Annotated in this window: 24 protein-coding genes and 1 pseudogene; 9 read left to right on the plus strand and 16 right to left on the minus strand. The window is 70.4% G+C overall.

The window, feature by feature from the left end:
* Positions 1 to 7: 7 nt before the first annotated feature.
* Positions 8 to 1480: a sensor histidine kinase gene (locus EAO75_RS01960; RefSeq protein ID WP_147993279.1), complete on the minus strand. Its 1473-nt coding sequence runs from the start codon at positions 1478 to 1480 to the stop codon at positions 8 to 10.
* Positions 1477 to 2166: a response regulator transcription factor gene (locus tag EAO75_RS01965; RefSeq protein WP_147993280.1), complete on the minus strand. Its 690-nt coding sequence runs from the start codon at positions 2164 to 2166 to the stop codon at positions 1477 to 1479. The genes EAO75_RS01960 and EAO75_RS01965 overlap by 4 nt, the downstream gene beginning before the upstream one ends.
* A gap of 165 nt (positions 2167 to 2331) precedes the next feature.
* Here EAO75_RS01965 and EAO75_RS01970 point away from each other — a divergent pair, with 165 nt between their 5' ends.
* Positions 2332 to 4743, plus strand: coding sequence for an MMPL family transporter (locus EAO75_RS01970; protein WP_147994231.1), 2412 nt, complete (start codon positions 2332 to 2334; stop codon positions 4741 to 4743).
* Between the two features lie 18 nt (positions 4744 to 4761).
* Here the strand turns inward: EAO75_RS01970 and EAO75_RS01975 are convergent, their stop codons facing one another.
* From EAO75_RS01975 to EAO75_RS01995, 5 genes and pseudogenes are all read right to left on the minus strand, one after another.
* Positions 4762 to 5547 (minus strand): TetR family transcriptional regulator, encoded by a 786-nt coding sequence (locus EAO75_RS01975; protein ID WP_147993281.1) that lies wholly within the window; start codon positions 5545 to 5547, stop codon positions 4762 to 4764.
* Positions 5548 to 5584: 37 nt separating this feature from the next.
* Positions 5585 to 6601, minus strand: coding sequence for a peptidase (locus EAO75_RS01980; protein WP_147993282.1), 1017 nt, complete (start codon positions 6599 to 6601; stop codon positions 5585 to 5587).
* Positions 6602 to 6801: 200 nt separating this feature from the next.
* Positions 6802 to 7297, minus strand: a pseudogene (locus EAO75_RS01985) (thiol-disulfide oxidoreductase DCC family protein).
* A 12-nt stretch (positions 7298 to 7309) separates the two neighbouring features.
* On the minus strand, positions 7310 to 7717 hold the full coding sequence (locus EAO75_RS01990) for a hypothetical protein (protein ID WP_147993283.1): 408 nt from the start codon (positions 7715 to 7717) through the stop codon (positions 7310 to 7312).
* 132 nt (positions 7718 to 7849) lie between these two features.
* Positions 7850 to 8260: a VOC family protein gene (locus tag EAO75_RS01995; protein ID WP_147993284.1), complete on the minus strand. Its 411-nt coding sequence runs from the start codon at positions 8258 to 8260 to the stop codon at positions 7850 to 7852.
* Between the two features lie 68 nt (positions 8261 to 8328).
* Here EAO75_RS01995 and EAO75_RS02000 point away from each other — a divergent pair, with 68 nt between their 5' ends.
* From EAO75_RS02000 to EAO75_RS02010, 4 genes are all read left to right on the plus strand, one after another.
* Positions 8329 to 8721, plus strand: coding sequence for a hypothetical protein (locus tag EAO75_RS02000; protein ID WP_147993285.1), 393 nt, complete (start codon positions 8329 to 8331; stop codon positions 8719 to 8721).
* Positions 8721 to 9374, plus strand: coding sequence for a hypothetical protein (locus EAO75_RS48170; protein ID WP_315986981.1), 654 nt, complete (start codon positions 8721 to 8723; stop codon positions 9372 to 9374). The genes EAO75_RS02000 and EAO75_RS48170 overlap by 1 nt, the downstream gene beginning before the upstream one ends.
* Positions 9257 to 11200, plus strand: coding sequence for a DUF4132 domain-containing protein (locus EAO75_RS02005; RefSeq protein WP_315986982.1), 1944 nt, complete (start codon positions 9257 to 9259; stop codon positions 11198 to 11200). The genes EAO75_RS48170 and EAO75_RS02005 overlap by 118 nt, the downstream gene beginning before the upstream one ends.
* An 88-nt stretch (positions 11201 to 11288) precedes the next feature.
* Complete coding sequence (locus EAO75_RS02010; RefSeq protein WP_261989115.1) at positions 11289 to 12191, plus strand: hypothetical protein; 903 nt, start codon at positions 11289 to 11291, stop codon at positions 12189 to 12191.
* Here the strand turns inward: EAO75_RS02010 and EAO75_RS02015 are convergent.
* The 7 genes from EAO75_RS02015 to EAO75_RS02045 form a co-directional block, all read right to left on the minus strand.
* Positions 12188 to 12547, minus strand: a complete 360-nt coding sequence (locus tag EAO75_RS02015) for a hypothetical protein (protein ID WP_147993287.1) — start codon at positions 12545 to 12547, stop codon at positions 12188 to 12190. The genes EAO75_RS02010 and EAO75_RS02015 overlap by 4 nt on opposite strands.
* A gap of 20 nt (positions 12548 to 12567) precedes the next feature.
* Complete coding sequence (locus tag EAO75_RS02020) at positions 12568 to 13131, minus strand: hypothetical protein (RefSeq protein ID WP_147993288.1); 564 nt, start codon at positions 13129 to 13131, stop codon at positions 12568 to 12570.
* Positions 13132 to 13289: 158 nt separating this feature from the next.
* The gene (locus EAO75_RS02025) at positions 13290 to 14051 is read right to left on the minus strand and encodes a succinate dehydrogenase iron-sulfur subunit (protein ID WP_147993289.1); all 762 of its coding nucleotides are present in this window, start codon (positions 14049 to 14051) and stop codon (positions 13290 to 13292) included.
* Positions 14051 to 15805, minus strand: coding sequence for a succinate dehydrogenase flavoprotein subunit (gene sdhA / locus EAO75_RS02030; protein WP_147993290.1), 1755 nt, complete (start codon positions 15803 to 15805; stop codon positions 14051 to 14053). Before sdhA ends, EAO75_RS02025 begins: the two co-directional genes overlap by 1 nt.
* Positions 15806 to 15827: 22 nt before the next feature.
* Positions 15828 to 16307, minus strand: a complete 480-nt coding sequence (locus tag EAO75_RS02035; protein ID WP_147993291.1) for a succinate dehydrogenase hydrophobic membrane anchor subunit — start codon at positions 16305 to 16307, stop codon at positions 15828 to 15830.
* Positions 16308 to 16312: 5 nt separating this feature from the next.
* The gene (gene sdhC / locus EAO75_RS02040) at positions 16313 to 16693 is read right to left on the minus strand and encodes a succinate dehydrogenase, cytochrome b556 subunit (RefSeq protein ID WP_078504082.1); all 381 of its coding nucleotides are present in this window, start codon (positions 16691 to 16693) and stop codon (positions 16313 to 16315) included.
* A 157-nt stretch (positions 16694 to 16850) separates the two neighbouring features.
* A complete protein-coding gene (locus EAO75_RS02045; protein ID WP_147993292.1) occupies positions 16851 to 17456 on the minus strand; it encodes a 2-oxo-4-hydroxy-4-carboxy-5-ureidoimidazoline decarboxylase in 606 nt (201 codons plus the stop codon).
* A 216-nt stretch (positions 17457 to 17672) separates the two neighbouring features.
* Here EAO75_RS02045 and EAO75_RS02050 point away from each other — a divergent pair, with 216 nt between their 5' ends.
* The 3 genes from EAO75_RS02050 (at position 17673) to EAO75_RS02060 (ending at position 20591) form a co-directional block, all read left to right on the plus strand.
* Positions 17673 to 19277, plus strand: coding sequence for a beta-N-acetylhexosaminidase (locus tag EAO75_RS02050; RefSeq protein ID WP_147994232.1), 1605 nt, complete (start codon positions 17673 to 17675; stop codon positions 19275 to 19277).
* A gap of 88 nt (positions 19278 to 19365) precedes the next feature.
* A complete protein-coding gene (locus EAO75_RS02055) occupies positions 19366 to 19869 on the plus strand; it encodes a hypothetical protein (protein ID WP_147993293.1) in 504 nt (167 codons plus the stop codon).
* 119 nt (positions 19870 to 19988) lie between these two features.
* The gene (locus tag EAO75_RS02060) at positions 19989 to 20591 is read left to right on the plus strand and encodes a hypothetical protein (protein ID WP_147993294.1); all 603 of its coding nucleotides are present in this window, start codon (positions 19989 to 19991) and stop codon (positions 20589 to 20591) included.
* Between the two features lie 22 nt (positions 20592 to 20613).
* Here EAO75_RS02060 and EAO75_RS02065 read toward each other — a convergent pair whose 3' ends face one another.
* Positions 20614 to 21108 (minus strand): DUF1877 family protein, encoded by a 495-nt coding sequence (locus tag EAO75_RS02065; protein ID WP_147993295.1) that lies wholly within the window; start codon positions 21106 to 21108, stop codon positions 20614 to 20616.
* 184 nt (positions 21109 to 21292) lie between these two features.
* Here EAO75_RS02065 and EAO75_RS02070 point away from each other — a divergent pair, with 184 nt between their 5' ends.
* Positions 21293 to 21676: a hypothetical protein gene (locus EAO75_RS02070; protein ID WP_187284269.1), complete on the plus strand. Its 384-nt coding sequence runs from the start codon at positions 21293 to 21295 to the stop codon at positions 21674 to 21676.
* A 77-nt stretch (positions 21677 to 21753) separates the two neighbouring features.
* Here EAO75_RS02070 and EAO75_RS02075 read toward each other — a convergent pair whose 3' ends face one another.
* Positions 21754 to 23712, minus strand: coding sequence for an FG-GAP-like repeat-containing protein (locus EAO75_RS02075; RefSeq protein ID WP_410092170.1), 1959 nt, complete (start codon positions 23710 to 23712; stop codon positions 21754 to 21756).
* Positions 23713 to 23722 lie beyond the last annotated feature (10 nt).

Consider the following 23722-nt stretch of genomic DNA (forward strand, 5'->3'; position numbering starts at 1 on the left):
GTGACGGTTACGACCGTGAAGCCGGCCTCGTCGGCAGGATCACCGTGACGGCCAGTCCCTCACCCGGCGCCGTCCGCACCGTGACCTCGCCGCCGTGCGCCTCGACCACGCCCTGCACGATCGCCATCCCCAGCCCGCTGCCCGCACCCCCGCCGGCCCGGAAGAACCGGTCGAAGACCCGTGCCGCGTCCTCCTCGCACAGCCCCGGCCCCTTGTCCTCGACCCACAGCCGTACGACGCCGTCGGACCGCTCCAGCCCCAGCCGCACCGGCACATCGGCGGGCGTGTGCGTACGCACGTTGCTCAGCAGGTTGCCCAGCACCTGGCGCAGCCCCGACTCGTCGGCGTGCACGAGCAGCGTGCCGTCGGCGCAGACCGTGAGGGGCCGCTCGGGCTGCTGCACCCGCAGATCCTCGGCGGCGTCGCGCACCAGCCGGCTCAGGTCGACGTTGCGGAAGCGCAGTTCGGGCCGCTGGTCGAGACGGGCGAGGGTGAGCAGCTCGTCGACGAGGCGTCCCATGCGGTCGACCTCGCCGTTCACCCGGTCCCAGACGCGTTTGCGCTCGGCGGGTTCCGGCAGCATCCCCCGGTCGTACAGCTGGAGGTAGCCGCGTATCGCGGACAGCGGGGTGCGCAGCTCGTGCGAGGCGTCGCCGACGAACCGGCGCAGCTGGGTCGCGCTGTGCTCGCGCGTGCGGTACGCCGACTCCACCTGGTGGAGCATGGAGTTGAGGGCCACCCGCAGCTGCTCGACCTCCAGGGTGGGGTCCCGGCTGGAGGGGACACGCCGGGTCAGATCGCCCTCGGCTATCGCGGACGAGGTCTCCACCATGTCCTCCAGTGGCCGCATCCGGCGGCGCACGCTGAACATGGTCAGACAGCCGAGCAGCGCCAGCAGCAGGGTGCCGACGGCGAGGTCCATCCGCAGGGCCTTGCCCATGCCCTCGTGCAGGCCCTCGGTCGGCATGGCGATCAGCACGACGGTGCCGTCCGACAGCCGCGCGCCGGCCATGCGGTAGCGGTCGCCCTCCACCCGTACGTCCCGCGGATCCTCGGCGGCGGCGAAGGCGGCCGGGTCCTTCGCGGCGGCGGCGAGCGCGTGCTGCCGGGGTGTCGGCTCCAGCGGGCCCAGGGCCACCGGCTTCCCGCCGGAGTCGACCGCGACGTACACCATGGACGGTGTCGGCAGCGGATCCGTGTCCGCGGCTCCGCCGTCGTTGAACTTGTCCAGCGCGATGCCCAGTTCGCTGAGCGACTCGATCTGGCGCAGGGTGAACCCGGCCTGGCCCAGGGTGGCGCGCGCCCCCTTCAGTTCGGTGTCGACCTTGTCGAGCAGGTAGAACCGGGCGGTCATCAGGCTGACCGCGGTCGCGACGACGATGCCCACGGCGAGCAGCGCCACGTTCGTCAGGGTCAGCTTGCCGCGCAGGGAGTGGATCCCGCGCCGGCGGCCGACGCGGGAGATCCGGGGGATCCTCATGCCAGCCCGTATCCGACGCCGCGCCGCGTGGTGATCACCGGCGGCCCCAGGGCGTCCAGCTTGCGTCGCAGATAGCTGATGTAGGTCTCCACGACGGTCGACTCGGGCGGGGTGTGCTCGTACTGCCAGACGTGGCGCAGGAGCTGGTCCTTGGGCACGATCCGGCCGCCGTTGCGCACCAGGAAGCGCAGCAGGGCGTACTCGGTGGGGGTGAGCTCGACGGTGCGGCCCGCGCGGCGCACCGAGTACGTCGTCTCGTCCAGCTCCAGGTCGCCGTACCTGATCGGCGGGCGCTGCGGCAGGACGTCGGCGGGGCGGGTGCGGCGCAGTACGGCCGTCAGGCGGGCGACGACCACGTCGACGTCGAACGGCTTGGTGATGTAGTCGTCGCCGAAGCCGAGGGCGCCGACGATCTCGGCGGGCGAGTCGCGCGCGGTCAGGAAGACGAGCGCCAGGTCCGGCCGCCGCACGCGCAGCTCACGCCCGAGGGCGCGGCCGTCGCCGTCCGGGAGCATGACGTCGAGCAGCGCCGCGTCGGGGCGGGTGCGCTCGGCGAGGCTGAGCGCGTCGCGGACCGTGCCCGCCGTCATGACCTCGAACCGGTGGTAGCGCAGGGCGATGGCCAGGACGTCCGCGATGGACTCCTCGTCCTCCACGACCAGCACCGTGCCTGAACCCGTCGTCATGCCACCAGTATCGGCGCACCCACTGACAACCGGGCCGGTTCTGCTTTGGAGTTCCTTGAGAGTCATGGCCGACGCATCCCCACGCGCGTGTGCCGCCGCCAATGCTGTTGCCCAGGACCTGGGGGACCGACCGAAACCGAATAAGGAGCGTTGAGCGTGGCGGCATTGGCACGGTGGTGCTATCGGCACCGGCTGGTGGTCCTGTTGCTGTGGTTGGGGGCACTGTTCGGCCTGGGCGCGGCGAGTTCGAGCGCCGGGACGAACTACGCGAACGACTTCTCCCTCCCGGACACGGACTCGGCGACGGCGTACGACCTGATGGAGAAGGCCTTCCCGCAGAGCGCGGGCGACACCGACACGGTGGTGTGGAAGGTGGACGGGGGATCCGTACGGGACGAGTCCGTACGGTCCCGGATCGAACCCGCGCTCGAGGAGATCGGGCGGATGAAGGGGGTCGGCCAGGTCACCGACCCGTACGCGGCACAAGGGGCCGCGCAGATCAGCAAGGACGGGCGGATCGCGTACGCGCAGATCACGTTCACCGAGCAGGCGAACGCCGTCCCCAAGGACCTGATCGAGGACGTCGTCGACACGGCGCAGGCCGCCGAGCGCGACGGACTCCAGGTCGAGCTGGGCGGCCAGGCCATCGCCCTCACCCAGGAGCCGCCGCAGGGCCTCGCGGAGGGGGTCGGCATCCTCGCGGCGGCGGTCGTGCTCTTCCTCGCCTTCGGCTCGCTCTTCGCGATGCTGCTGCCGATCGTCGTGGCGATCGCGGGCGTCGGCACCGGCCTGATCGGCACGATGCTGCTCAGCCATGTCACGGACGTACCCGAAGTGGCCCCGCTGCTCGGCTCGCTGATAGGCCTCGGTGTCGGCATCGACTACGCCCTGTTCATCGTCACCCGGCACCGGCGCGGCATCCTGCGCGGGATGAAGCCCGAGGACGCGGCCGTGACCGCCCTCAACACGTCCGGGCGCGCCGTGCTGTTCGCGGGCGGCACGGTGTGCATCGCGCTCGCCGGGATGCTGGTCATGAACATGCGGTTCCTGGACGGCGTGGTCGTCGCGACCTCGCTCACCGTCGTCATGAGCGTCCTGGCCGCGATCACCCTGCTGCCCGCCCTGCTCGGCCTGCTCGGCATGCGGGTGCTCAGCCGCCGCCAGCGTCGCCGGCTCGCCGCCGCGGGACCGGAGCCGGCGGAGGCGAGCGGGCTCGCGGCGCGCTGGGCGTCGTCCGTGCAAAGGCGCCCGCGGCCGGTCGCGGCCATGGCCGTCGTCGTCATGGCGGTGCTCGCGATCCCGGTGCTGTCGCTGCGCCTGGGCGCCACCGACCAGGGCAACCACCAGGAGTCGACCACCACGCGGCAGGCCTACGACCTGCTTGCCGAGGGCTTCGGCCCCGGCTTCAACGGCCCGCTCCAGGTGGTCGTCGAGGGCGATGCCCCCGCCGGTCTGGTGGACGGCATCCGATCCGCCGAGGGCGTCGCCCAGGTGGCCGCCGTACCGCCCGCCAACGGTGTCACGGTGATCCAGGTCGTACCGACGACGTCACCCCAGTCCGAGCAGACGGACCAGCTGATCGACCGCCTGCGTGAGGACGTGATCCCGCCGACGGGCGCCGAGGCCCATGTGGGCGGGGTGACGGCGGTCTTCAAGGACTTCGCCGCGGTGACCGCCGACCGCCTGCCGTACTTCGTCGCGACGATCATCGCGCTGGGCTTCCTGCTCCTGCTGGTCGCCTTCCGCTCGCTGGTGGTGCCCCTGACGGCCGCGCTGATGAACCTCATCGCGGCGGCCGCGTCCTTCGGCGTCCTGGTGGCGATCTTCCAGTGGGGCTGGGGCACCGAGCTCATCGGCGTCGGCAAGGAAGGCCCGATCACGTCCTTCCTGCCGGTCATCATGCTGTCCCTGCTGTTCGGCCTCTCCATGGACTACCAGGTGTTCCTGGTGAGCCGGATGCACGAGGAGTGGGTGCACACCAAGGACAACGCGCGCGCGGTGCGCGTCGGCCTCGCGGAGACCAGCCGGGTCATCAACTCCGCCGCCCTGATCATGATCTGTGTGTTCAGCGCGTTCGTGCTGAGCGGCGACATGGAGGGCGCCATGGCGGGCATCGGCCTCGCGGCGGCCGTCGCCCTGGACGCCTTCATCCTGCGTACGGCGCTGGTGCCGGCCGCGATGCACATGCTCGGAAACGCGAACTGGTGGCTGCCGGACTGGCTGGAGAAGCGGCTGCCGCATCTGGCGGTCGAGCCGAGGGAGGACCCGCCGGTGGCCGGGGAGGAGCCGGTGGTGCCCGGACGGTCCTCGGTCGTCCACGGGTTCGTCCGGGGAGCCGACGGCGAGCCGGTCGAGGGCGCCGCGGTGACGCTGCTGACCCAGGGCGGACGCCGGCTGGACGGGGTGACGTCCCTGGCCGACGGCTCGTACATCGTCGCGGTGCCGGCGCCGGGGACGTATCTGCTGGCGGCGAGCGCCGCATCGTACGGCTCCCGGGCCGGGCAGGTGGTCGTGACCGAGGGGCCGCTGGTGTACGACGTCGAGCTGGCCGAGGGTGAGGTGGACGCCGTCAACTGACGTCGGCCGCAGACGGTTTCAGGGGCGCTCGTCCTCGGCGGGCGCCCCTTTGCCGGTGGTGTTCCCGTCCGCCTTGCGCTTCGCCGGATCCGGAATGGCGTTCGTCATCCCCGGCAGGAAGTCCGTGAACAGCTCGTGGACCTCGCGCACCAGCGGCCGCAGCACCCGGAACCGCGCCAGCGAGACACCCCGCGCGGTCAGCCGGGCACCCCGCTCGGCGAGCCGGTAGCTGCGCTCACGGCCCTCGGTGCGGTCGAAGATCCAGTACAGGACGAGCCCCATCTGGGACAGCCACATCAGCTCCGGCAGGACGTCCCGGAGCTCTTCGGGCACCTTGGTCTTCGTCGCGCCCGCCAGCACCTCCCGCTGGATGTCGATGGCCTCCACGCGCGCGTGCTCGGACTCGGGGGAGAAGGGGCTGAGCGGGCTGTCGGGATCGGCGGCGTTCTTGAAGAACTGCACCGCGAACTCGTGGTACGGCGTGGCGATGTCCAGCCACACCTTCAGCACGCCCGCGAGCCGCGCCTCCAGATCGCGCTCCCGGGCCAGGACCTCCCGGACCGCCGCCCGGTGCTCGGCGGCGATCCGGTCGTAGAAGCCCTGGATCAGATGTTCCTTGCCCCCGAAGTAGTAGTACGCGTTGCCGACGGAGACCCCGGCCTCCTGGGCGATCGCCCGCATGGTCGTCTTGTCGTAGCCGCGCTCCTGGAACAGCCGCATGGCCGTCTCCAGGATCAGGGCACGGGTCTGCTCGGACTTGCTGGGCGCGTCGCCCTGTTCAGGGCTGTCGTTCTTCGAGGGCACGGAACGAGAGCCTAACGAGTGGTGTTTGCGCCGATCGTCAGGAGGCCTGTGCCGTCTGGTACAGGTTCTGGGCGTCGGCGCCGAAGTACGGGCCGTACATCCGGTTCGGCCGGAAGTTGTACTTGAAGCTGTTCACCGAGGACAGCAGACCGGTCCCCGTGGACTCGTTGAACTGCGTGAACCAGGGGCCGCCGCTGGCGCCGCCCGTCATGTTGCAGTTCATGCCGTGGTCGTTCGACAGCAGGAAGTCCCGGTTGGTGGTGCCGCTGCAGTAGATGAACTTCTCGCCGTCGTACGGGGCGGCGGCCGGGAAGCCGAACGAGTACATGCGCAGGTTGTAGCCGGTGTTGAAGGCCAGCCCCTGCCCGCCGACGACGTCAGTGAGGCGCTTGCCGTCCAGCGGGGAGACGACGGCCGCGCCGACGTCGTAGTTAATGTCCTCGCTCGCCGTCCACTGTGGTGTGGACAGGGTCTTCGAGGCGCTCCAGCGGCCGTAGGGTGCCTGCCCGTCGTGGTAGCCGGGCACGAAGACCCAGTTGGTGTGCCAGGCGCCCTCCAGCTTCACGCAGTGGCCCGCCGTGATCACGGTGCTCTTGTTGGCGCTGGTGACGGCGTTGCCGGAGCAGGACGCCGTACGGCCCTGGTAGCTGAAGAACACGCGGCCCGCCGTGTTGACGACCGCACCGCCGCCGGTCCACTGGCCGCCGCTGTTCGGGAAGGCCATCAGGCCGATGCCGGCTGCGGCCTTGCCGAGTGGCGCGGCCGGGGAGGTGGGCGCGACGGTGGTCGCCGCGCCCTTGCGGGGCGCCGAGCCGCCGTCGATGTGGCCGCTGACGCCCACCAGGTCGAGCGGAGTCGCCTCGCGCATCCGCTCAGAGGTCCAGAAGTCACGGGCCTGTTGCTGCGCGCCGGCCGGGACGGAGCTGACGCCGGTCGAGGTGTCGGGCCTCGGCGCGGCGCCCGCGGGGGTGGCGAGGGCGCTCGCGGTGAGCAGCGCGGTGACGCCGAGCAGGGCGCCGAGGACGGGGCGGGGTAGGCGGGGTATGCCTCTCACGCGTACTCCTTCTGCGATGGGGGGACCGGGCGGCCAGGTGGCCGCCCGGCAACCGACAGTCGGTGCGAGTGCGGAGTGGAGAACCGGGGGCAGCGTGCCAACCCGAGCGCGGATTTGGAAGGGTGCATGCCAGAAACGGAGTCCGAGAGCGAGCCCTTCGGGCCGGGTTGGCGCCAGGTCTGCCCTTCTTGCCGCCGCCCTCAGCGGGTGGCGCAGGTGCCGTCGTCGCACCCCGGCGCGTTGTACGTCCACCCCCAACTCGGGTCGTACGACCACCCGTCCCCGCGTCGGTAGGCCCTGTCCCGTCCCGCCCCACTGCGTCCCGCGCCACTTCGCGGCGGCGAGCACGGCCCCCTTGGCGAGCCGTGCCCCCGACGGGGTGCTGAGGCGATGCGCGAGTCCCCTGTGCTCGCGCAGCGCCCACAGCGTGACGACCCAGGCGGGGCCGCCCCGGTAGACCTGCCCGGCGTCGCCGACGACGGTGATCTCCTCGAGCGTCGCGCCGTGGTTCAGGTCCGGGAAGCGCCGCCGGGCCTCGTCGGACCCGGCCGGCACCATCTCCAGCGGCACCAACTGCGGCTGCCGTACGAGCCAGTCGCGCAGGAAGGTGCACAGCGAGCACTGGGCGTCGTAGAGGACGGTGAGGCCGCGGACCGCGGCCCGGCCTGTAGCGGCGCCCGTCGTGTCGGCTGTCATGCCGGGCCCCGCTCAGGCCCCGGCCGACGGGGCGACCCAGTCCTGCGGCGCGACCGGGGGCACCTGCTCGCGCTCCATCACCCCGCGCCGCCGGATCTTGTTGAGTACGTAGACGTTGCTCAGGTGCATCACGCCGAGCACCAGCAGCACCACGCCGAGCTTGGTCGACAGGGCCTCGAAGATGCCGCGCGTGTCGAGGACGGTGTCGTCGTCGCTCAGGTACAGCGCGACGAAGCCGAGATTGACGAGATAGAAGCCGACCACCAGCAGGTGGTTCACGGCGTCGGCGAGCTTGTCGTTCCCGCGCAGCACGTCGGCGAGGAAGATCCGCCCGTTGCGGCTGAGTGTGCGGGCCACCCAGATGGTGAGGGCGATGCTGACGACCAGGTAGATGACGTAGGCGATGACCGTACGGTCCATGGCCTCCCCCTTCTTGAACACGTTCAAAACGCTGACAGGGATGACTGTAGGCCCTGCCTTTGAACATGTTCAACTCAATTGCGTGAGGCCTCCGTCACGTCCCTTCCTTGAGATGGCGTCCCGGAGATGGCGTCACGGCCGGCGTCCGAGCTCCGGCCGTTTGGAGTAGTCGGTCAGGCCGATGACGTTCCCCCAGGGGTCGGCGAACTCGACGGTCCAGCCGGTGGCCACGGAGAAGGCCCGGTCGAGCGGCGCGATGCCCGCGTCGGTCAACGCGCACGCGGCCGCCCGCGCGTCCGGCACCTCCAGCCAAACGCGGGGGGAGGGCCACGGCGGCGGCCGGTGCCCCACCGCCTCCTCCTGACGCAGCAGCAGGCCCGGCGTCTCGCCCCCGACCTTCAGTGACGCGATCCCGGCCTCGTCGAGCCGGAACCCGACCGCGAACCCGGCCCGCTCGTAGAACCGGACGGCCTCGCGGAGGTCCCCGACCGGCAGCAGCACGTTGTCGAACCCGAGCAGTTCGTACGACTCGTCATCTGACATACCGTCAGAGTAAGGCGATGATCGGCCGAAATCGGTGATTGTCAGTGGTGGCTCGTACTGTCGTCGGCATGGGAATCGTGACGTTCGTCGACGAGACGACAAGCGGGAGCCGTGGCGACGGCTGGGGGCTGGAGATCGCCGAGGAGCGCCTCGCCGTGCGTGAGCTGATCCGGCGCCGGGTGTTCCAGGAGGTCGCCGAGTACCACGCGGGTACGCCGGAGGTCTTCCAGGGCCTGGTGCAGCCGCGGGACGCCGAGCGCGTGCTGAACGGGTACGCGATGCGCACGGCCCGCCGGATAGACCCCGAGGCGCAGACCGCGCTGGCGCTGAAGGCCTTCGCGGGCAATGGCTTCCTCGTGCTCGTGGGGGACCGTCAGATCACCGACCTCGACGAGGAGATCGAGCTCGGGCTCGGCACCGAGATCACGTTTCTCAAGCTCGTGGCGCTGGTGGGTGGCTGATGGCCGCATCGACGCCGGAACACGCGGCGCTGGTCGGCGAGGCCCTCGACCTGATCGAGGCCGAGGACGCCGAGCGGCTCGTCCCCGAACTGCTCGGGCTCTTCGAGATGACCCACGGCAGGTGGCGCCGGGACGGCCACAGCGTCGCCGAAGCGGTCTATGCCGCGGACACCGCCTTCCAGGCCCGGCTCCTGCACGGGCTGGCCGCCCGGTACCATGAGCTGGAGCCCGGCGCGGTCGGGCGCCGCCACATCGTGGACCTGCTCAACAGCTTCCGGATGCTGCGGGCCGCCGCCGAGGGACAGCCGCCCGCCACACGCGCCGCGCTGATCGGCCTGATCGCCGACCAGGACGTGCATCACGACCCGAGCGGGCTGGTCCGGCTCGCCGATCAGGAGTTCGCCGACGGACGGGAGCTGTCCGACGAGTTCGTCGCCGTGATCCGCCGCTCGTATCTGACGGTGTGGAACGGCAAGAAGCGCCTGGGTGACCTGGTCGCGCGGCTCGACGGCCCCCCGGTGAATCCGGGCGAGACATGGTCCGACCGGGCCCTCGCCGAGGTGGCCGGGCTCGGCGGCGACTGCTCGCCCACGCGGCCACGGCGACCAGCACCCGCCCGTCCGCGAAGTGGGACCGGACCGGCCGGGCCCTGATCGCGGCACTCGACGCCGACGAGGTGCGGGAGCGGCTGCTGTCCTGGCTGCGGCTCGCGGGCAGGCCACGCACCGGCCTGCTGCTCGAACCGCCCTACGGCCCGAATCCCAACGCCACCTTCGACCCGTACAACGCCGACGCCCTGCGCGGCCTCGCCTGGCTGCTCTCCCTCCTGCCCGCACACCCCGAGACCGCCCGCACCCTGGGCGCCCTCGTCGAGACCGCCCTGCGCAAGGTCGCGGGCCTCGGACCGGTGAACCCCAAGGTCGCCAACGCCGCCGTCATCGCGCTGGGCCGCATCGACGACGAACCGGCCCTCGCCGAACTCGCCCGGCTGGCCACCCGCGTCACCTTCAAGGGCACCCTCAAGGTCCTCAACACCGCGCTGGACGCCCGCGCGGAGGCGATGGGCCTGAGCCGGGAGGAGATCGAGGAACTGGCCGTACCGGGGTACGGCCTGACAGAGGTGGGCCGCGCGGAGCACCGGCTCGGCGAGGTCACGGCGCTGCTCGAAGTCCGCGGCACCAAGGCGGTGTTGAGCTGGCACAACGCGGGCGGCAAGGCCGTCAAGAGCGTCCCCGCAGCCGTACGCCGCGACCATGCCGACGAGCTCAAGGAGCTGAAGGCCGCGGTCAAGGACATCGACAAGATGCTGTCGGCGCAGAGCGAGCGCCTGGACCGCCAGTTCCTGTCGCGCCGCACCTGGTCGTACGCCGCCTGGCGCGAGCGCTACCTCGACCACCCGCTGGTCGGCACACTCGCGCGCCGCCTGCTGTGGACGGTCGACGGCACGACGGCCGGGTACGCGGACGGCGAGCTGCGGACCCTGGCCGACGCACCGGTGACCGAGGGCAACCGCGTCGAACTCTGGCACCCGGTCGGCCACGAGCCCGCCGAGATCGTCGCCTGGCGCGACTGGCTGGAGCGGCACGGCATCACCCAGCCCTTCAAGCAGGCCCACCGCGAGGTGTACCTGCTCACGGACGCCGAGCGGGCGACGGGGACGTACTCCAACCGTTTCGCGGCGCACTTCCTTCGCCAGCACCAGTTCCACTCCCTCGCGGCGATCCGGGGCTGGCACAACAAGCTCCGCCTGGCCGTGGACGACGAGGCGCCGCCGGCCGTCCGGGAGCTGCCGCAGTGGGGCCTGCGCGCCGAGTACTGGATCACGGGGGACGACGGCGAGAACTACGAGGACATCACCGACTCCGGCAGCTTCCTGCGCCTGCGCACCGACCAGGTCCGCTTCTACCCGATCGACGCCCCGCAGAACTCGGCGCACTGCTGCGGCGGCGAGTACCGCATGTGGCTGGGCCACGGCGCGGCCCCGGTCGCGGCACTGCCCCTGACGGACATCCCGCCCCTGGTCCTGTCCGAAGTCCTGCGCGACGTCGACCTGTTCGTCGGCGTGGCCAGCGTCGGCAACGACCCGACCTGGCAGGACGGCGGCCCCGGCGGCCGCTTCCGCGAGTACTGGACGTCGTACGGCTTCGGCGACCTGGGCGCGAGCGCGCACACCCGCCGGACGCTGCTCGAACGCCTGATACCGAGGCTGGCCATCGCCGACCGCTGCACGATCGAGGGCCGCTTCCTGCACGTGAAGGGCGAACGCCACACGTACAAGATCCACCTCGGCTCGGGCAACATCCTCAGAACCCCGAACGACCAGTACCTGTGCATCGTCCCCAAGTCCAACCCGTCGGCCCCGCAGGCGGGTTACCTGCCCTACGAGGGGGACCGCATGCTGGCGGTGATCCTGAGCAAGGCGATGATGCTGGCGGCCGACACAAAGATCACGGACCCGACGATCCTGAGCCAGCTGTAGCGGCACCTCCTTCCGGCCCGCGGATGGCCGCACCTCATACTGAACAGCGCTCAGGGGGCGTATGGGGAGGGCGGGCTTCGTGCGACGGGTGCTGTCGGTGCACTTCGCGCCGTGCGCGCTGTTCGTCGCCGGGGTGCTCGCGTTGGTGCGGGCGGGGAGCTTTCAAGGCAGAAGCGATTGGCGTGCGGTGCCCCCGGAGCGCCCGGCCACGGCCTTCGGCGCACTGGTCGTGATCTCCTCGTGCGCGGTGCTTCTCGGCCTGCTGCTCCAGCCGTTTCAAGTGCGTGCCGTGCGCGTGCTGGAGGGCTACTGGGATCGCTGGCCTGTGACGGCAGGGCTCGCGAGTGTGATGATCGGGGTCCAGCGCASGCGCCGGCACGCCCTGAGCAGGAGAGCCGACGCGAGCGTACGAGGGGGTGGCGCCCGGCGTGTGCAGGCTGACGCCCAACGTCGCCTGGCCGCACGGCCGCCGGAGGACGTCCTGATGCCCACCGCGCTGGGCAACGCGTTGCGGGCGGGCGAGATCTCGGCAGGGGAGCGCTACGGACTCACCACGCTGGCCTCCTGGCCACGGCTGTACCTTCAGGTCTCGGAACGCGCCGTGGTCCTGCTGCGATCATCCCGCGACGCTCTCGACACGGCCGTGAACCTTTGTTGGTCGTTCCTGGCGTTGACCGGAACCAGCGCGTTGGCGCTGTACGACGAACCGTCGTGCTGGTGGCTCTGCGGTCTGGAGCTCGGTCTTGCGGCGACGGCGTACAAAGGCGCCGTGACGGCGGCGCAGGCTTATGCGGGACTGATGCACGTGGCCTACGACCTGCACCGCTTCGACCTGTTGGAGGCACTGCACTACAGCCTCCCGGCCGATCGCGACGCCGAGGAAGAGATGTTCCTCCGCGTCTCGGACCAGTTTCTGGGCGGGAGGGGGGCGGACTTGCCCTACGACCACGGTCGCTCCCGGAACCGAGGCCATGACACCGGTGGCCCCTAGGTGTGCGTACCTTCCGTGGGTAGCCAGTTCTTCAACGCCTCGAGCCATGTCTCCACGACTTGGGGTTCCCGGCACTGCGCCAGCAGCCAGGGAGACAGGTGGAGATAGGGGCAGGGGACCTGCTGCCCGTTCTGCCACACGTGTCGATGCACCACCGAGTTCAGCGCCGCTCCCAGTCGCTCCCTGAGGACCGCGTCCCTGCCCTCGATCGCCTCCTGATACGCGTCGGCGAGCCGGACGACGGACCTGAGGGAGTGCAAGGGAGCACCCGTGGCTCGGTAACCGAGTTCCGCACCGCAGGCCGGGCACGGCTCGCCCAGTATGCGCGCGCCGGGAAGTACCGCGTCGTGCAGCATGCTTCCTCCAGTCCAGTCGCTTACGGGATGTCGTGGGCCCCCGAGGGCGGCTTCATGATGAGAACCCAGATGGCGTCCGCGATCGAGCCGGCCAGCACGATGGCCGAGGCCGTCCAGCGCCATACGACCTGTTTGCCGCAGTCGGGCGGTGCCAGGGACGCGGCGACCCCCAGCCCGAGCATCAGGGTGCCGTAGTTGTAGAAGCGCACCGCCCTGTCATTGCGCGTCCGCCACATGTAAGTGGCGAGCCTGTGCTGAGACCGTATGTAGGACTCGGGAGCGGAGCCGTCCCCGATTCCCTTGAACCACTCGGCAAGATCGGCGTAGGCGTAGAAGTAGTACCGCGCGTTGTAGCTGAGCTGCATGCTGAAGATCAACGTCATCGCGGTGATCACCAACAGGACGAGTGTGGGACCCGGCCACAGGAACTCGTCTTCGGCACCGGCGACTACGCCGGCCAGCGAGAGCGCGGCCGCGGTGAGCAGGGGCGCCGCCACGAAATGGGCTTCTTTGAGCGCTGCGCCATGCCCCAGCGCCGGAGGGACGTCGGTGGCTTGTCCCGGCTCCGGCGAACCTTCGGCCATGGCCCCCTCCCCCCAGACTCCCCTGCTGACGGGTCGTTCCCCGATCGGAGTGTGRCGGCGGAACGGTCCCTTCAGTAGCGCCGAGAACAGGCCAAAAACACCAGAGGGCCCTGTTCCCGAAGTGACGGAAACAGGGCCCCGAGGCTGGAGACGGAAGGTCAGAACCGTCGAGTGATCAACGCCTTCTTGACCTCAGCGATCGCCTTCGTGACCTCGATGCCGCGCGGGCAGGCGTCCGTGCAGTTGAACGTCGTACGGCAGCGCCAGACGCCGTCCTTGTCGTTCAGGATCTCCAGGCGCTGCTCGCCGGCCTCGTCGCGCGAGTCGAAGATGAAGCGGTGCGCGTTGACGATGGCGGCCGGGCCGAAGTACTGGCCGTCGTTCCAGAAGACCGGGCACGAGGACGTGCAGGCCGCGCAGAGGATGCACTTCGTCGTGTCGTCGAAGCGTTCCCGGTCCTCCGCCGTCTGGAAGCGCTCGCGCGTCGGCTCGTTCGTGTCCTTCGTGATGAGGAAGGGCATCACGTCGCGGTACGCCTGGAAGAACGGCTCCATGTCCACGACCAGGTCCTTCAGGACCGTAAGGCCCTTGATGGGCTCGACCGTGATCGGCTTCTCAGGGTTGATGTCCTTGATCAGCGTCTTGCACGCGAGGCGGTTCTTGCCGTTGATCCGCATCGCGTCGGAGCCGCAGATGCCGTGGGCGCACGAGCGGCGGAAGGTCAGCGTGCCGTCGACGTCCCACTTGATCTTGTGCAGGCCGTCGAGGACGCGCTCCTTCGGGTCGATCTCCAGCTCGAAGTCTTCCCACACGGGCTCTGCGGAGACTTCCGGGTTGAAGCGGCGGACCCGGAACGTGACCGTGATGTACGGGGAGGCCGCGGACTCCGCCTCGACCTTGTCCATAACGGGGGTTGCCATCAGTACTTACGCTCCATCGGCTGGTAGCGGGTCTGGACGACCGGCTTGTAGTCGAGACGAATGGACTCGGTGCCGTCGTCGCCGACCTCGCGGTACGCCATGGTGTGGCGCATGAAGTTGACGTCGTCGCGGTTCGGGTAGTCCTCGCGGTAGTGACCGCCGCGGGACTCCTTGCGGGCGAGGGCGGAGACCGCCATGACCTCGGCCAGGTCGAGCAGGTTGCCCAGCTCGATGGCCTCCAGCAGGTCCGTGTTGAACCGCTTGCCCTTGTCCTGGATCGAGACGTTCCGGTAGCGCTCGCGCAGCTCCGCGATCTTCTCCACCGCCGTCTTGATCGTCTGCTCCGTACGGAACACCATGACGTTCGCGTCCATGGTCTCCTGGAGCTCCTTGCGCAGCACGGCCACCCGCTCGGTGCCGGTGGAGGCGCGCAGGTGCTCGACCTGCTCGACCACGAGCTCCGCCGGGTTCTCCGGCAGCTCCACGTAGTCCGCCTTCTGGCTGTACTCCGCCGCCGAGATGCCGGCCCGACGGCCGAAGACGTTGATGTCCAGCAGCGAGTTGGTGCCCAGACGGTTGGCGCCGTGGACGGACACGCAGGCGACCTCGCCGGCCGCGTACAGGCCCGGGACCACCGTGGTGTTGTCCGAGAGGACCTCACCCTCGACGTTCGTCGGGATGCCGCCCATCGCGTAGTGCGCGGTGGGCTGGATCGGGATCGGGTCCGTGTACGGCTCGATGCCGAGGTAGGTGCGCGCGAACTCCGTGATGTCCGGGAGCTTCGCGTCCAGCTGCTCCGGCGGGAGGTGGGTGAGGTCCAGGTAGACGTGGTCGCCCTCGGGGCCGCAGCCGCGGCCCTCACGGATCTCCGTGTAGATGGAGCGGGACACGACGTCACGGGACGCGAGGTCCTTCATGACCGGCGCGTACTTCTCCATGAAGCGCTCGCCGTCCTTGTTGCGGAGGATGCCGCCCTCACCACGGGCGCCCTCCGTCAGCAGGATGCCCATGCGCCAGATGCCGGTCGGGTGGAACTGGAAGAACTCCATGTCCTCCAGCGGCAGCCCGCGGCGGTAGACGGCCGCCTGGCCGTCACCGGTCAGCGTGTGCGCGTTCGACGTCACCTTGAAGAACTTGCCGGTGCCGCCGGACGCGTAGATCACGGCCTTCGCCTGGAAGACGTGGATCTCGCCGGTCGCCAGCTCGTACGCCACGACACCGGCCGACTTCTTGACGCCGTCGACCTCGGTGATCAGCTGGTCCAGGACGTAGAACTCGTTGAAGAACTCCACGCCCTCCTTGACGCAGTTCTGGTACAGCGTCTGGAGGATCATGTGGCCGGTGCGGTCCGCGGCGTAGCAGGACCGGCGGACCGGGGCCTCGCCGTGGTTGCGGCTGTGACCGCCGAAGCGGCGCTGGTCGATGGTGCCGTTCGGGGTGCGGTTGAACGGCAGGCCCATCTTCTCCAGGTCGAGGACGGAGTCGATGGCCTCCTTCGCCAGGATCTCGGCGGCGTCCTGGTCGACCAGGTAGTCACCGCCCTTGACCGTGTCGAAGGTGTGCCACTCCCAGTTGTCCTCCTCCACGTTGGCCAGCGCCGCGGCCATGCCGCCCTGCGCGGCGCCCGTGTGGGAGCGGGTGGGGTAGAGCTTGGTCAGCACGGCGGTGCGGCTGCGCTTCGTCGACTCGATGGCCGCGCGCATGCCCGCGCCACCGGCGCCGACGATGACGGTGTCGTACTTGTGGATCTTCATGGTGGTTGCCTCAGCCCCGTGCCTAGCGGATGTTCGGGTCGAAGGTGAAGATCACCAGCGTGCCCAGCAGGATGGTGAACACCGTGGCGGTGTAGAGCAGGCCCTTCAGCCACAGGCGGGTGTTCGCGCGCTCCGCGTAGTCGTTGATGACCGTGCGCAGGCCGTTGGCGCCGTGCAGCATCGCGAGCCACAGCATCAACAGGTCCCAGACCTGCCAGAACGGGGACGCCCAGCGGCCGGCCACGAAGGCGAAGCCGATCTTGGAGACACCGCCGTCCAGCACCAGCTGGATCAGCAGGTGGCCGATGACCAGGACGACCAGCACGACACCGGACAGGCGCATGAACAGCCAGGCGGCCATCTCGAAGTTGCCCCGCGTGGACTTCGGGGTCTTCTTGGTGCGCTTGCGCGGGGCCTCGATGTACGGGGCCGGATTGTCGACGTTGTAGAGGGACTCGCCCTCGACCGGGCCGATACCGGCGGTCTTCTCAGTGGTGGACATGCGCGTCAGCTCCCGAACAGTTCACGAGCGGCGTGGCCGAGAACGGGGTAGATCGCCCCGAGCATCAGCACCAGCCACAGGCCGACGACGGACCAGAGCATCTGCTTCTGGTAGCGCGGGCCCTTCGACCAGAAGTCGACAGCGATGACACGCAGGCCGTTGAGCGCGTGGAAGAGGATGGCGGCGACGAGGCCGTACTCCAGCAGCGCGACGATCGGCGTCTTGTACGTGGCCACGACCTTGTCGTAGTCCTCGGGAGAGACTCGGACGAGGGCGGTGTCCAGCACGTGAACGAACAGGAAGAAGAAAATGAGGACGCCGGTGACTCGATGAGCCACCCAGGACCACATTCCTTCCCGGCCGCGGTACAGCGTTCCAGCCGGCACGGAAGTTCCTCCGGGAGCGGGGATTGGGGCCGCGCCGGCTTGTGCTGTCGGTCGGGCCCGGCCGGGTACGGTCCACCGGCCCCCAGCATCGTAGCGATGCGCTGGCGCTGGGCTTAGCGGGGGTCTGGCTGTGTGATCAAACTGGCACGCGTATGGGTCATTGGCGGCCAATAGGGCGGGATGTCCGATGCGATGCCGGGCGCGGCGCCGTTGTGGCCGGTCGCGCGGTTCCCCGCGCCCCCAGGGCGTCCATCAGTCGCCCCCTTGCCAGGCGTCGGAGTTCCTCTGCCGCGACCACCCGTTCCTCCTCCGGATCGTTCGCCAAACGTGACCGGATGCCTGCCAGTACTTGGTCCAGGGTCTCCGCGTGGGACAGGCCGTCCAGGCAGATGATGAAGGCGTGTCCGAATTTTGCCTCGTATGCGGCGTGTGCGGCGCTCAGTGCCGTGTGGGCCGCCGCATAGGCGCCCTCCGGAAGCGCAGGCAACGTTTCTTCCGCCAAGGCCTGCGTCAGGTCCCCGGGGGACAGGTCGTAGGCCGCCTCGTCGGACGCGGCCAACAGGGAGTCCACGTCGGGGTACGGGCGGTGGTCCGCGACGCGGTCGGCCCAGCGGGGGCTGTTCAGGCAGGTCAGGAGGGTCTGCCGGACCTCGCCGACGGGAGCTGTGTTGAAGGGCTCCAGCGCGTTCGGGGACGGTGGAGTGCGCGTCTGCTCGGGCAGCGACGGTATGGCCACTCGGCCGGGAAGGTGTGTGGGCGTCACGTGGGTTTCGGCAGGGGAATTTGGGGGAGGAGTGGCGCCACGTTACCGAGTGTGGGCATGAGGTGTCCGACGGATGCCCGAATTTCAGCCGAACGGGAGAGTTTCGGAACGTGTGGTGGACGCCTCGATGGCGTTCACAGGGCCTAGGTTGGCGCTGTGAGTCAGCACAAGCACAGGCGCCGCGCACCGGCGAAAAGGGCCCTGAAACAGACATGGGTGCTGATCGTCGCGGTGGTCGTCGTGACGGTCGCGGCCGGGGTGAGCCTCGGGCTCCTGGTCTCCGGGGGCGACGGAGGATCGGCCGGATCCGAGCAGCGGCGGTCCGCGCCGGGCACCTCCGAGGCCGCCGACTCCGGACCCACGGCCGCCCCGACCCCGGCGCCCACCCGGTCGTATCCGCTCTCCAAAGCGCCCCGGACGATCCCGGCGGTCACCTCCCACACCGCCGCCCGCGGGCCCGGCTGGCGTCCCGCCGGCAACAAGCGGGTCGTCGTGAGCGACGCGGAACTCGCCGACGAGGGGCGGCTCATCGCCGGTGAGCTGGGGCTGACGTACGCCGGGCAGAAGAACGACGTGCGCGCCGGGGACGTACGGCTGGCGCTGAACGACGACGAGGGCGCGGACCCGGAGTCGTACACCATGACGGTGCGCGGTGGGAACGTGGCGATCAGCGGGCCCGGTGAGGCGGGGGTCTTCTACGGGACCCGAACGCTCAAGCAGGAGGTGCACGACGGCGGTACGGCGCCGGAGGGCGTCGTGCGCGACGAGCCCGCCAAGCCGGTGCGCGGGTTCATGCTCGACATCGCCCGCAAGTACTTCACCGCGGCCTGGATCGAGGACCGGGTGCGGGAGCTGGGGGACCTGAAGTTCAACCAGCTGGGGCTCCACTTCTCCGACGACCAGGGCTTTCGCATCGCGTCCGACTCGCATCCCGAGATCGTCTCCCAGCAGCATCTGACCAAGGCGCAGGTCAGGAAGATCGTCCGGCTGGCCGCGAGCCGGCACATCACGGTCGTGCCCGAGATCGACTCGCCGGGGCATCTCGGGGCCGTCATCGCGGCGCACCCCGATCTCCAGCTGCGCAATGTGAACGGGGTCGCGACGCGCGGCGCCATCGACATCTCCAAGAGCGAGTCCGCCGAGATCGTCGACGACCTGCTGAACGAGTACGCCGGACTCTTCCCCGGCAACCAGTGGCACCTCGGCGGCGACGAGTACCAGGCGCTGGTCGTCTCGAACCCCGAGGCGTCCTACCCGCAGCTCGCCACCGCCGCCCGCAAGACCTACGGCTCCGGCAGCACCGTCGCCGACCTCACCACCGGGTGGCTCAACGACCGCGCCGACACCGTCCGCGCCCACGACCGCACGCCGCGGGCCTGGAACGACGGGTTCTTCCGGGACACCTCCGTCCAGCCGGACAAGGACATCCAGGTGGCGTACTGGACGGGCAAGGAGATCGGGGCCCGGGAGCCGTTGGCGTATCTGAGCACGGGACGCAAGGTCATCAACTACAACGACGAGTTCCTCTACTACGTGCTCGGGGAGCCGCAGACCTTCGTCTATCCGACCGGCCAGCGGATCTACGAGCAGTGGACGCCGCGGGTGCTGCGGGGGACGACGGCCGTGCCGGCCAAGTACGACGCCCAGATCCTGGGCGGGTCCTTCGCGGTGTGGTGCGACCTCGCGAACTCGCAGACCCAGGCCCAGGTGGCGGCCGGGATCCGGATGCCGCTGCGGGCGACGGTGCAGAAGCTGTGGGACGCGGGTAAGCCGCAATTGACCTGGGCCGAGTTCAGGGCGCTCGCGGACCGGCTGGACTGAGCCGTGGATTGACCCATCCGGCTGCGAATCCCTGTACGAATGTGGTGTATTCGGCCCGAGCCGAACCGAGCAGCCAGGGGGAACCGGGATGGGCTACTGGGGGTACTTCGTCGTGGGCCGCGGTCGGCGGCCGCTGGCGGAGCTGGACGCGCTGTCGGGCGCCGAGGGGCTGACCCTGCGCGACGAGGCGCCGGGCGGCTGGCAGGTGTGGGAGTACCCGAGCAACGGCGGTGACGTCGGGAGCATGAACGCGCTGGCCCAGGAGACGGGGGCGCCCGCGCTCTTCGGGTACGTCATGGACAGCGACTGTGTGGTCGTGGAAGCGGCGGCTCCGGACAGCGGGGCGTGGACGACCTGCCTGGCGCGGGCCGCCATGGCCGGGTATCTCGGCGCCTCGGACGAGGGGCTCACGCTGGAGGACTACTTCCTCGAACCCCCCGACGCCGCCGAGCGGGCCGTCGCCTGGGCCGCCGAGGCCGGGCACGAGGTGAACGCCGAGTCCGTCGTCGACGTACTCACCGCCGAGGCGGACCCATTGGCCGAAAACCTCTTCTTTCGGCTGCTCGACCGGCTCGGCGTCGTGCCGCTGTGACACTCCCGGGTCGTCGCACGCAGTAAGGGGAGGTGCGGGCTCCGTTAAGGACGGTGCGCCTGCCAGGGGCCTGTGCGGGGACCCCGACCCTCATAACCGACCCGCTTTGGGAGGCGTGGATGAGCCTGGTGGAACTGATCGCTCAGGCCGACGAACGCGGACTGGCCGCCAGCGGGTTGGCTTGTTTGGATCGATGCGTGCCACTGCTCGGCGGTGACGACGAGGCACTGCGGCCCCTGTGGGCGAACCTCGCGAGCGGCGGGGATCCCGCCGTCTGGGGCGAACTGCTGGACCAGGTGCGCGGCAAGCTGGGCGTCGCCGACATCGTGGACGACGAGGACATCGAGGACGAGGCAGCCCTGCTCGCCCGGCGGATGCTGGCCGCGGCCCCCGCCGTACGGTCCGCCGCCGAGGCGCGGATCTGGGCCGACGCCTGCTCCGTCGCCTCGCTCCAGATACACCGGCTGCTCGACCCCGCCGAGGGCGACACCGACTCTCCCGTCGGGTCCCTCGACACGGTCCGGGAGGGTGGGGCGCCCGTCGCGGTCCGCCCGGTGGGCATGTCACCGCTCGTCGCCGCCGAACTGCGCCGCCAGGTCAGCGTCCTGGAGCTGCTCGCCGGCCATGGTGCGGCCGGGCTGCGTCAGGCGCTGGAGGTGTCGACGGAGGGGCGCCGGGTGCTGCGGGCGGTGGTGTCGCGGCGGGCCCGGGGCAGGAGCTGACGCCCGGATCGCCCCGGTTCCTTCAGACCAGCAGCCACTTCACCACCGCGTCGCCGTACTCGGCCGTCTGCGCGTAGAAGGCGGTCAGGTCGCGGTGCGTCGCCGCGAAGAGGCCGCGCACCTCGGCTTCCGCGTCCAGCGCGTCGTACGGCCGCAGCAGCTGCATGCGCGCCTCGCGCCACAGGTCGTCGAAGTCGGCCCCCTTGAGGAACTCGGCGACCCCGGTCACCTGGGACGCGGTGAGCAGCAGGAACGGCGGCTGGGCGGGATCGGTGTGGAAGGCCGGCCGGCCGCCGAGGATCACCCGGGTGCGGGGGCCGTCCGGTGCGTGGTTCGGGGGGATGCCGCAGTAGAGGATCTCGACGTCGCCGTACAGCTTGTCGAGCACCTCCTCGCGATGCCGGCCTATCCGCTCCCGCACGGTGTCCCAGTCGTCCTCGAACAGGCGCTGGAACCAGGTCGCGCTGTTGCGCAGGGCCGAGGGCGGCACCGCGCGCAGATGGAAGTACATGCTCATCAGTGACTGGAGCGCACGGGAGCGGCGAAGCGTCACTCCCGCGTCAACTTGGACGCCGGCGTAAACCTGGTTCCTGGGGGAGTCCTGTGACTGTCGTGCGGGCGCGGTGGGGTGGTCCTGCACCGGTCCGGGAAAGTCGCCGGATCCGGGTGACGAATCGCAGGTGGGGCACGCTCTCCAGGGTGTGACGACTCAAGCGGAGACCAGGCCCGCAGCCGCGACCAAGCCGGTGCGGTGGGCGGCGGACGCGGTGGCGACGATGCGCGAGGGAGCCCGGCTGCGGCTCGACTACTCGGAGCAGAGCCTGTGGCGGGTCGACCGGATGATCGGGAGCCTGCGCCGCGAGGGGACGCCGTACGCCGCCGTGGAGAACACGCTGCGTGGATTCGGCGCGTACGCCGGTGAGGTGATCGTCCGTCAGACCGGAGCCGAGTGGTGGGCGACGGGCGGCGACCACTGGATACGCACGCCCGACGGGCGGATGTGGGACCCGATCGACGAGGCGCGGCGGTGCTTCACGGGCGACGGGTCGCTGCGGCTGCTGTGCCGGGACGCGACGCGGCCGTAGCCGACGGGCGCGGACATGACCCGGCCGGGACCCCGTGAATGGGCGGGGTCCCGGCCGGGTCAGCTGTTCTCGGTGCCCTACGGCGTCAGGATCTGGCCCAGGTGGGCGTCCGTCGGGGTGCCCAGCGCGGTCTTGCTGTGGATGACCGCCTGGGCGTAGCCGAGGCCCGTGCTGTTGCTCGGGAGGTACATCACGATGCCGTCCGTGCCGTCCTCGCCCTCGGCGCCGAGCGTCAGGTCCGCGCGGCCGTAGCCCGACAGGTCCGTCAGCGACACCGCCGAGCCGAACAGGTCGTTGCTCTCCGCCGTGCCGGGCACGCCGGTCGTGTCCTGCGACAGACGGATCGAGCCGGTGCCGGTCAGGCCGGTCGAGGTGCCCTTGACCAGCAGCACGTCACCCGCGTCGGCCTGGTTCACGCCCGCGCGCGGGAAGTCCTCGCCGGGGACGCCGGTCAGGGCGTCGGCGAAGCCGTCGGCGTTGTAGTCGCCGACCGAGACGGAGGCGCCGAACAGGTCGCCGGACTCGTTGCCGCCGGCGACGTTCGCCGTGTCCTGGTGGATCGTCGTCATGCCGGTGGTGGTGAAGCCGGTCGACGTGCCCGGGACCATCGTGATCTGGCCGCCCGAGAGGCCGCCGGACTCGGACGCGACCGGCTGGCCGATGACGATGTCGTCGTAGCCGTTGCCGTTGACGTCGCCCGCGGCGATGGAGCGGCCGCCCTTGACGGAGATGACGCCCGCCTTGGTGAGGCCGGTCGCCGAGCCCGCGAAGCGGAGCACGCGGCCGATGCCGCCCGTGTCGCGGTAGTTGAGGGCGACGTCCGCGTAGCCGTCCCGGTTGAAGTCGCCGGTCGCGGCGTCCAGGTAGGCGACGGCGGCGGTGGCCGTGGTGAGCGTGCCGGACGTCGTCGCGCCGCCGGTCAGCCGCACGTGCCAGTTGCCGCCCTTGCCGGTGCCGGCCGCGAACACGTCCGCCTTGCCGTCGCCGTTGAAGTCGCCGACGGTGACCGTCGAGCCGAGCCTGGCGCCCGCCGCCGTGACCGTGCCCGAAGTCGTGTACGACAAGCCGGTGTCGAGTGCCGGGCCGTACATGACGGTGACCTGGCCCCGGTCCGCGTTGCCGCTGGTGTCGTCCTCGCCCGGCGCGCCGATCGCGAGGTCGGCAAAGCCGTCGCCGTTGACGTCGCCCCACGCGGTGGCGGCGCCGAAGCTGTCGCCGGACTCGTGGGAGCCGGGGACGCCGGTGCTGTTCTGGGTGAGGGTCCGCTTCGAGGCGGGGACCGGGCCGTCGAGGCCGCCCGGGACGAGCGTCAGGGTGCCGCCGTTGCTCAGCGCGCGGGGCGTGCCGGCGACCAGGTCGTCGATGCCGTCGCGGTTGAAGTCCGAGGTGGCGAGGGCGTGCGAGATGCCGGGGGTCTTGGCGGTCTGCGCGATCCGGGTGAGCTTGGGGTAGAGGTTCGCGCCGGGGCAGGCCGTGGCGTTGGTGTCCCGGTGGCCGAAGACACGCGGCAGCGTGACCGACGTGCCCTTCGGGATCTTGTTGCCGCTGTAGCCCTGGTCCACGCCGGACGTCAGTGTGACCTTGCCGGTCGGGTCGATGCCGTACATGCCGAACTTCCAGGCCACGATCCGCGCGATGGCGTCCAGGCCGGCGCGGCTGGGCGTCGCCTTCTCGAAGTTGCCGATGTACGAGATGCCGACCGTGTTGGTGTTGAACCCGGCGTCGTGCGCGCCGATCACCGGCAGGTCCATGCCGCCGCTGCGGCCCTCGAAGATCTGCCCGCACTTGTCGACGACGAAGTTGTAGCCGACGTCGAAGTAGCCCTCGCTGAAGTGCCCCTGCTGGATGGTGCGCATCCGGGCCCTGGACTCGGCGCAGGACAGGCCGTTGTCACTGTCGACGCCGGTGTGGTGTACGACGGCGGCCTTGATCTCGGTGCCGTACTCCGGGGTGCCGTCGTAGTCCGTGGACGCGCCCCACTCGGCCTGCGTGATGACCGGCGGCTTGACGACCGTCGAGGGCCGGGGCGCGTCCACGGACTACGAC

The sequence above is a fragment of the Streptomyces sp. UW30 genome (assembly GCF_008042075.1).
Lineage (GTDB): Bacteria > Actinomycetota > Actinomycetes > Streptomycetales > Streptomycetaceae > Streptomyces.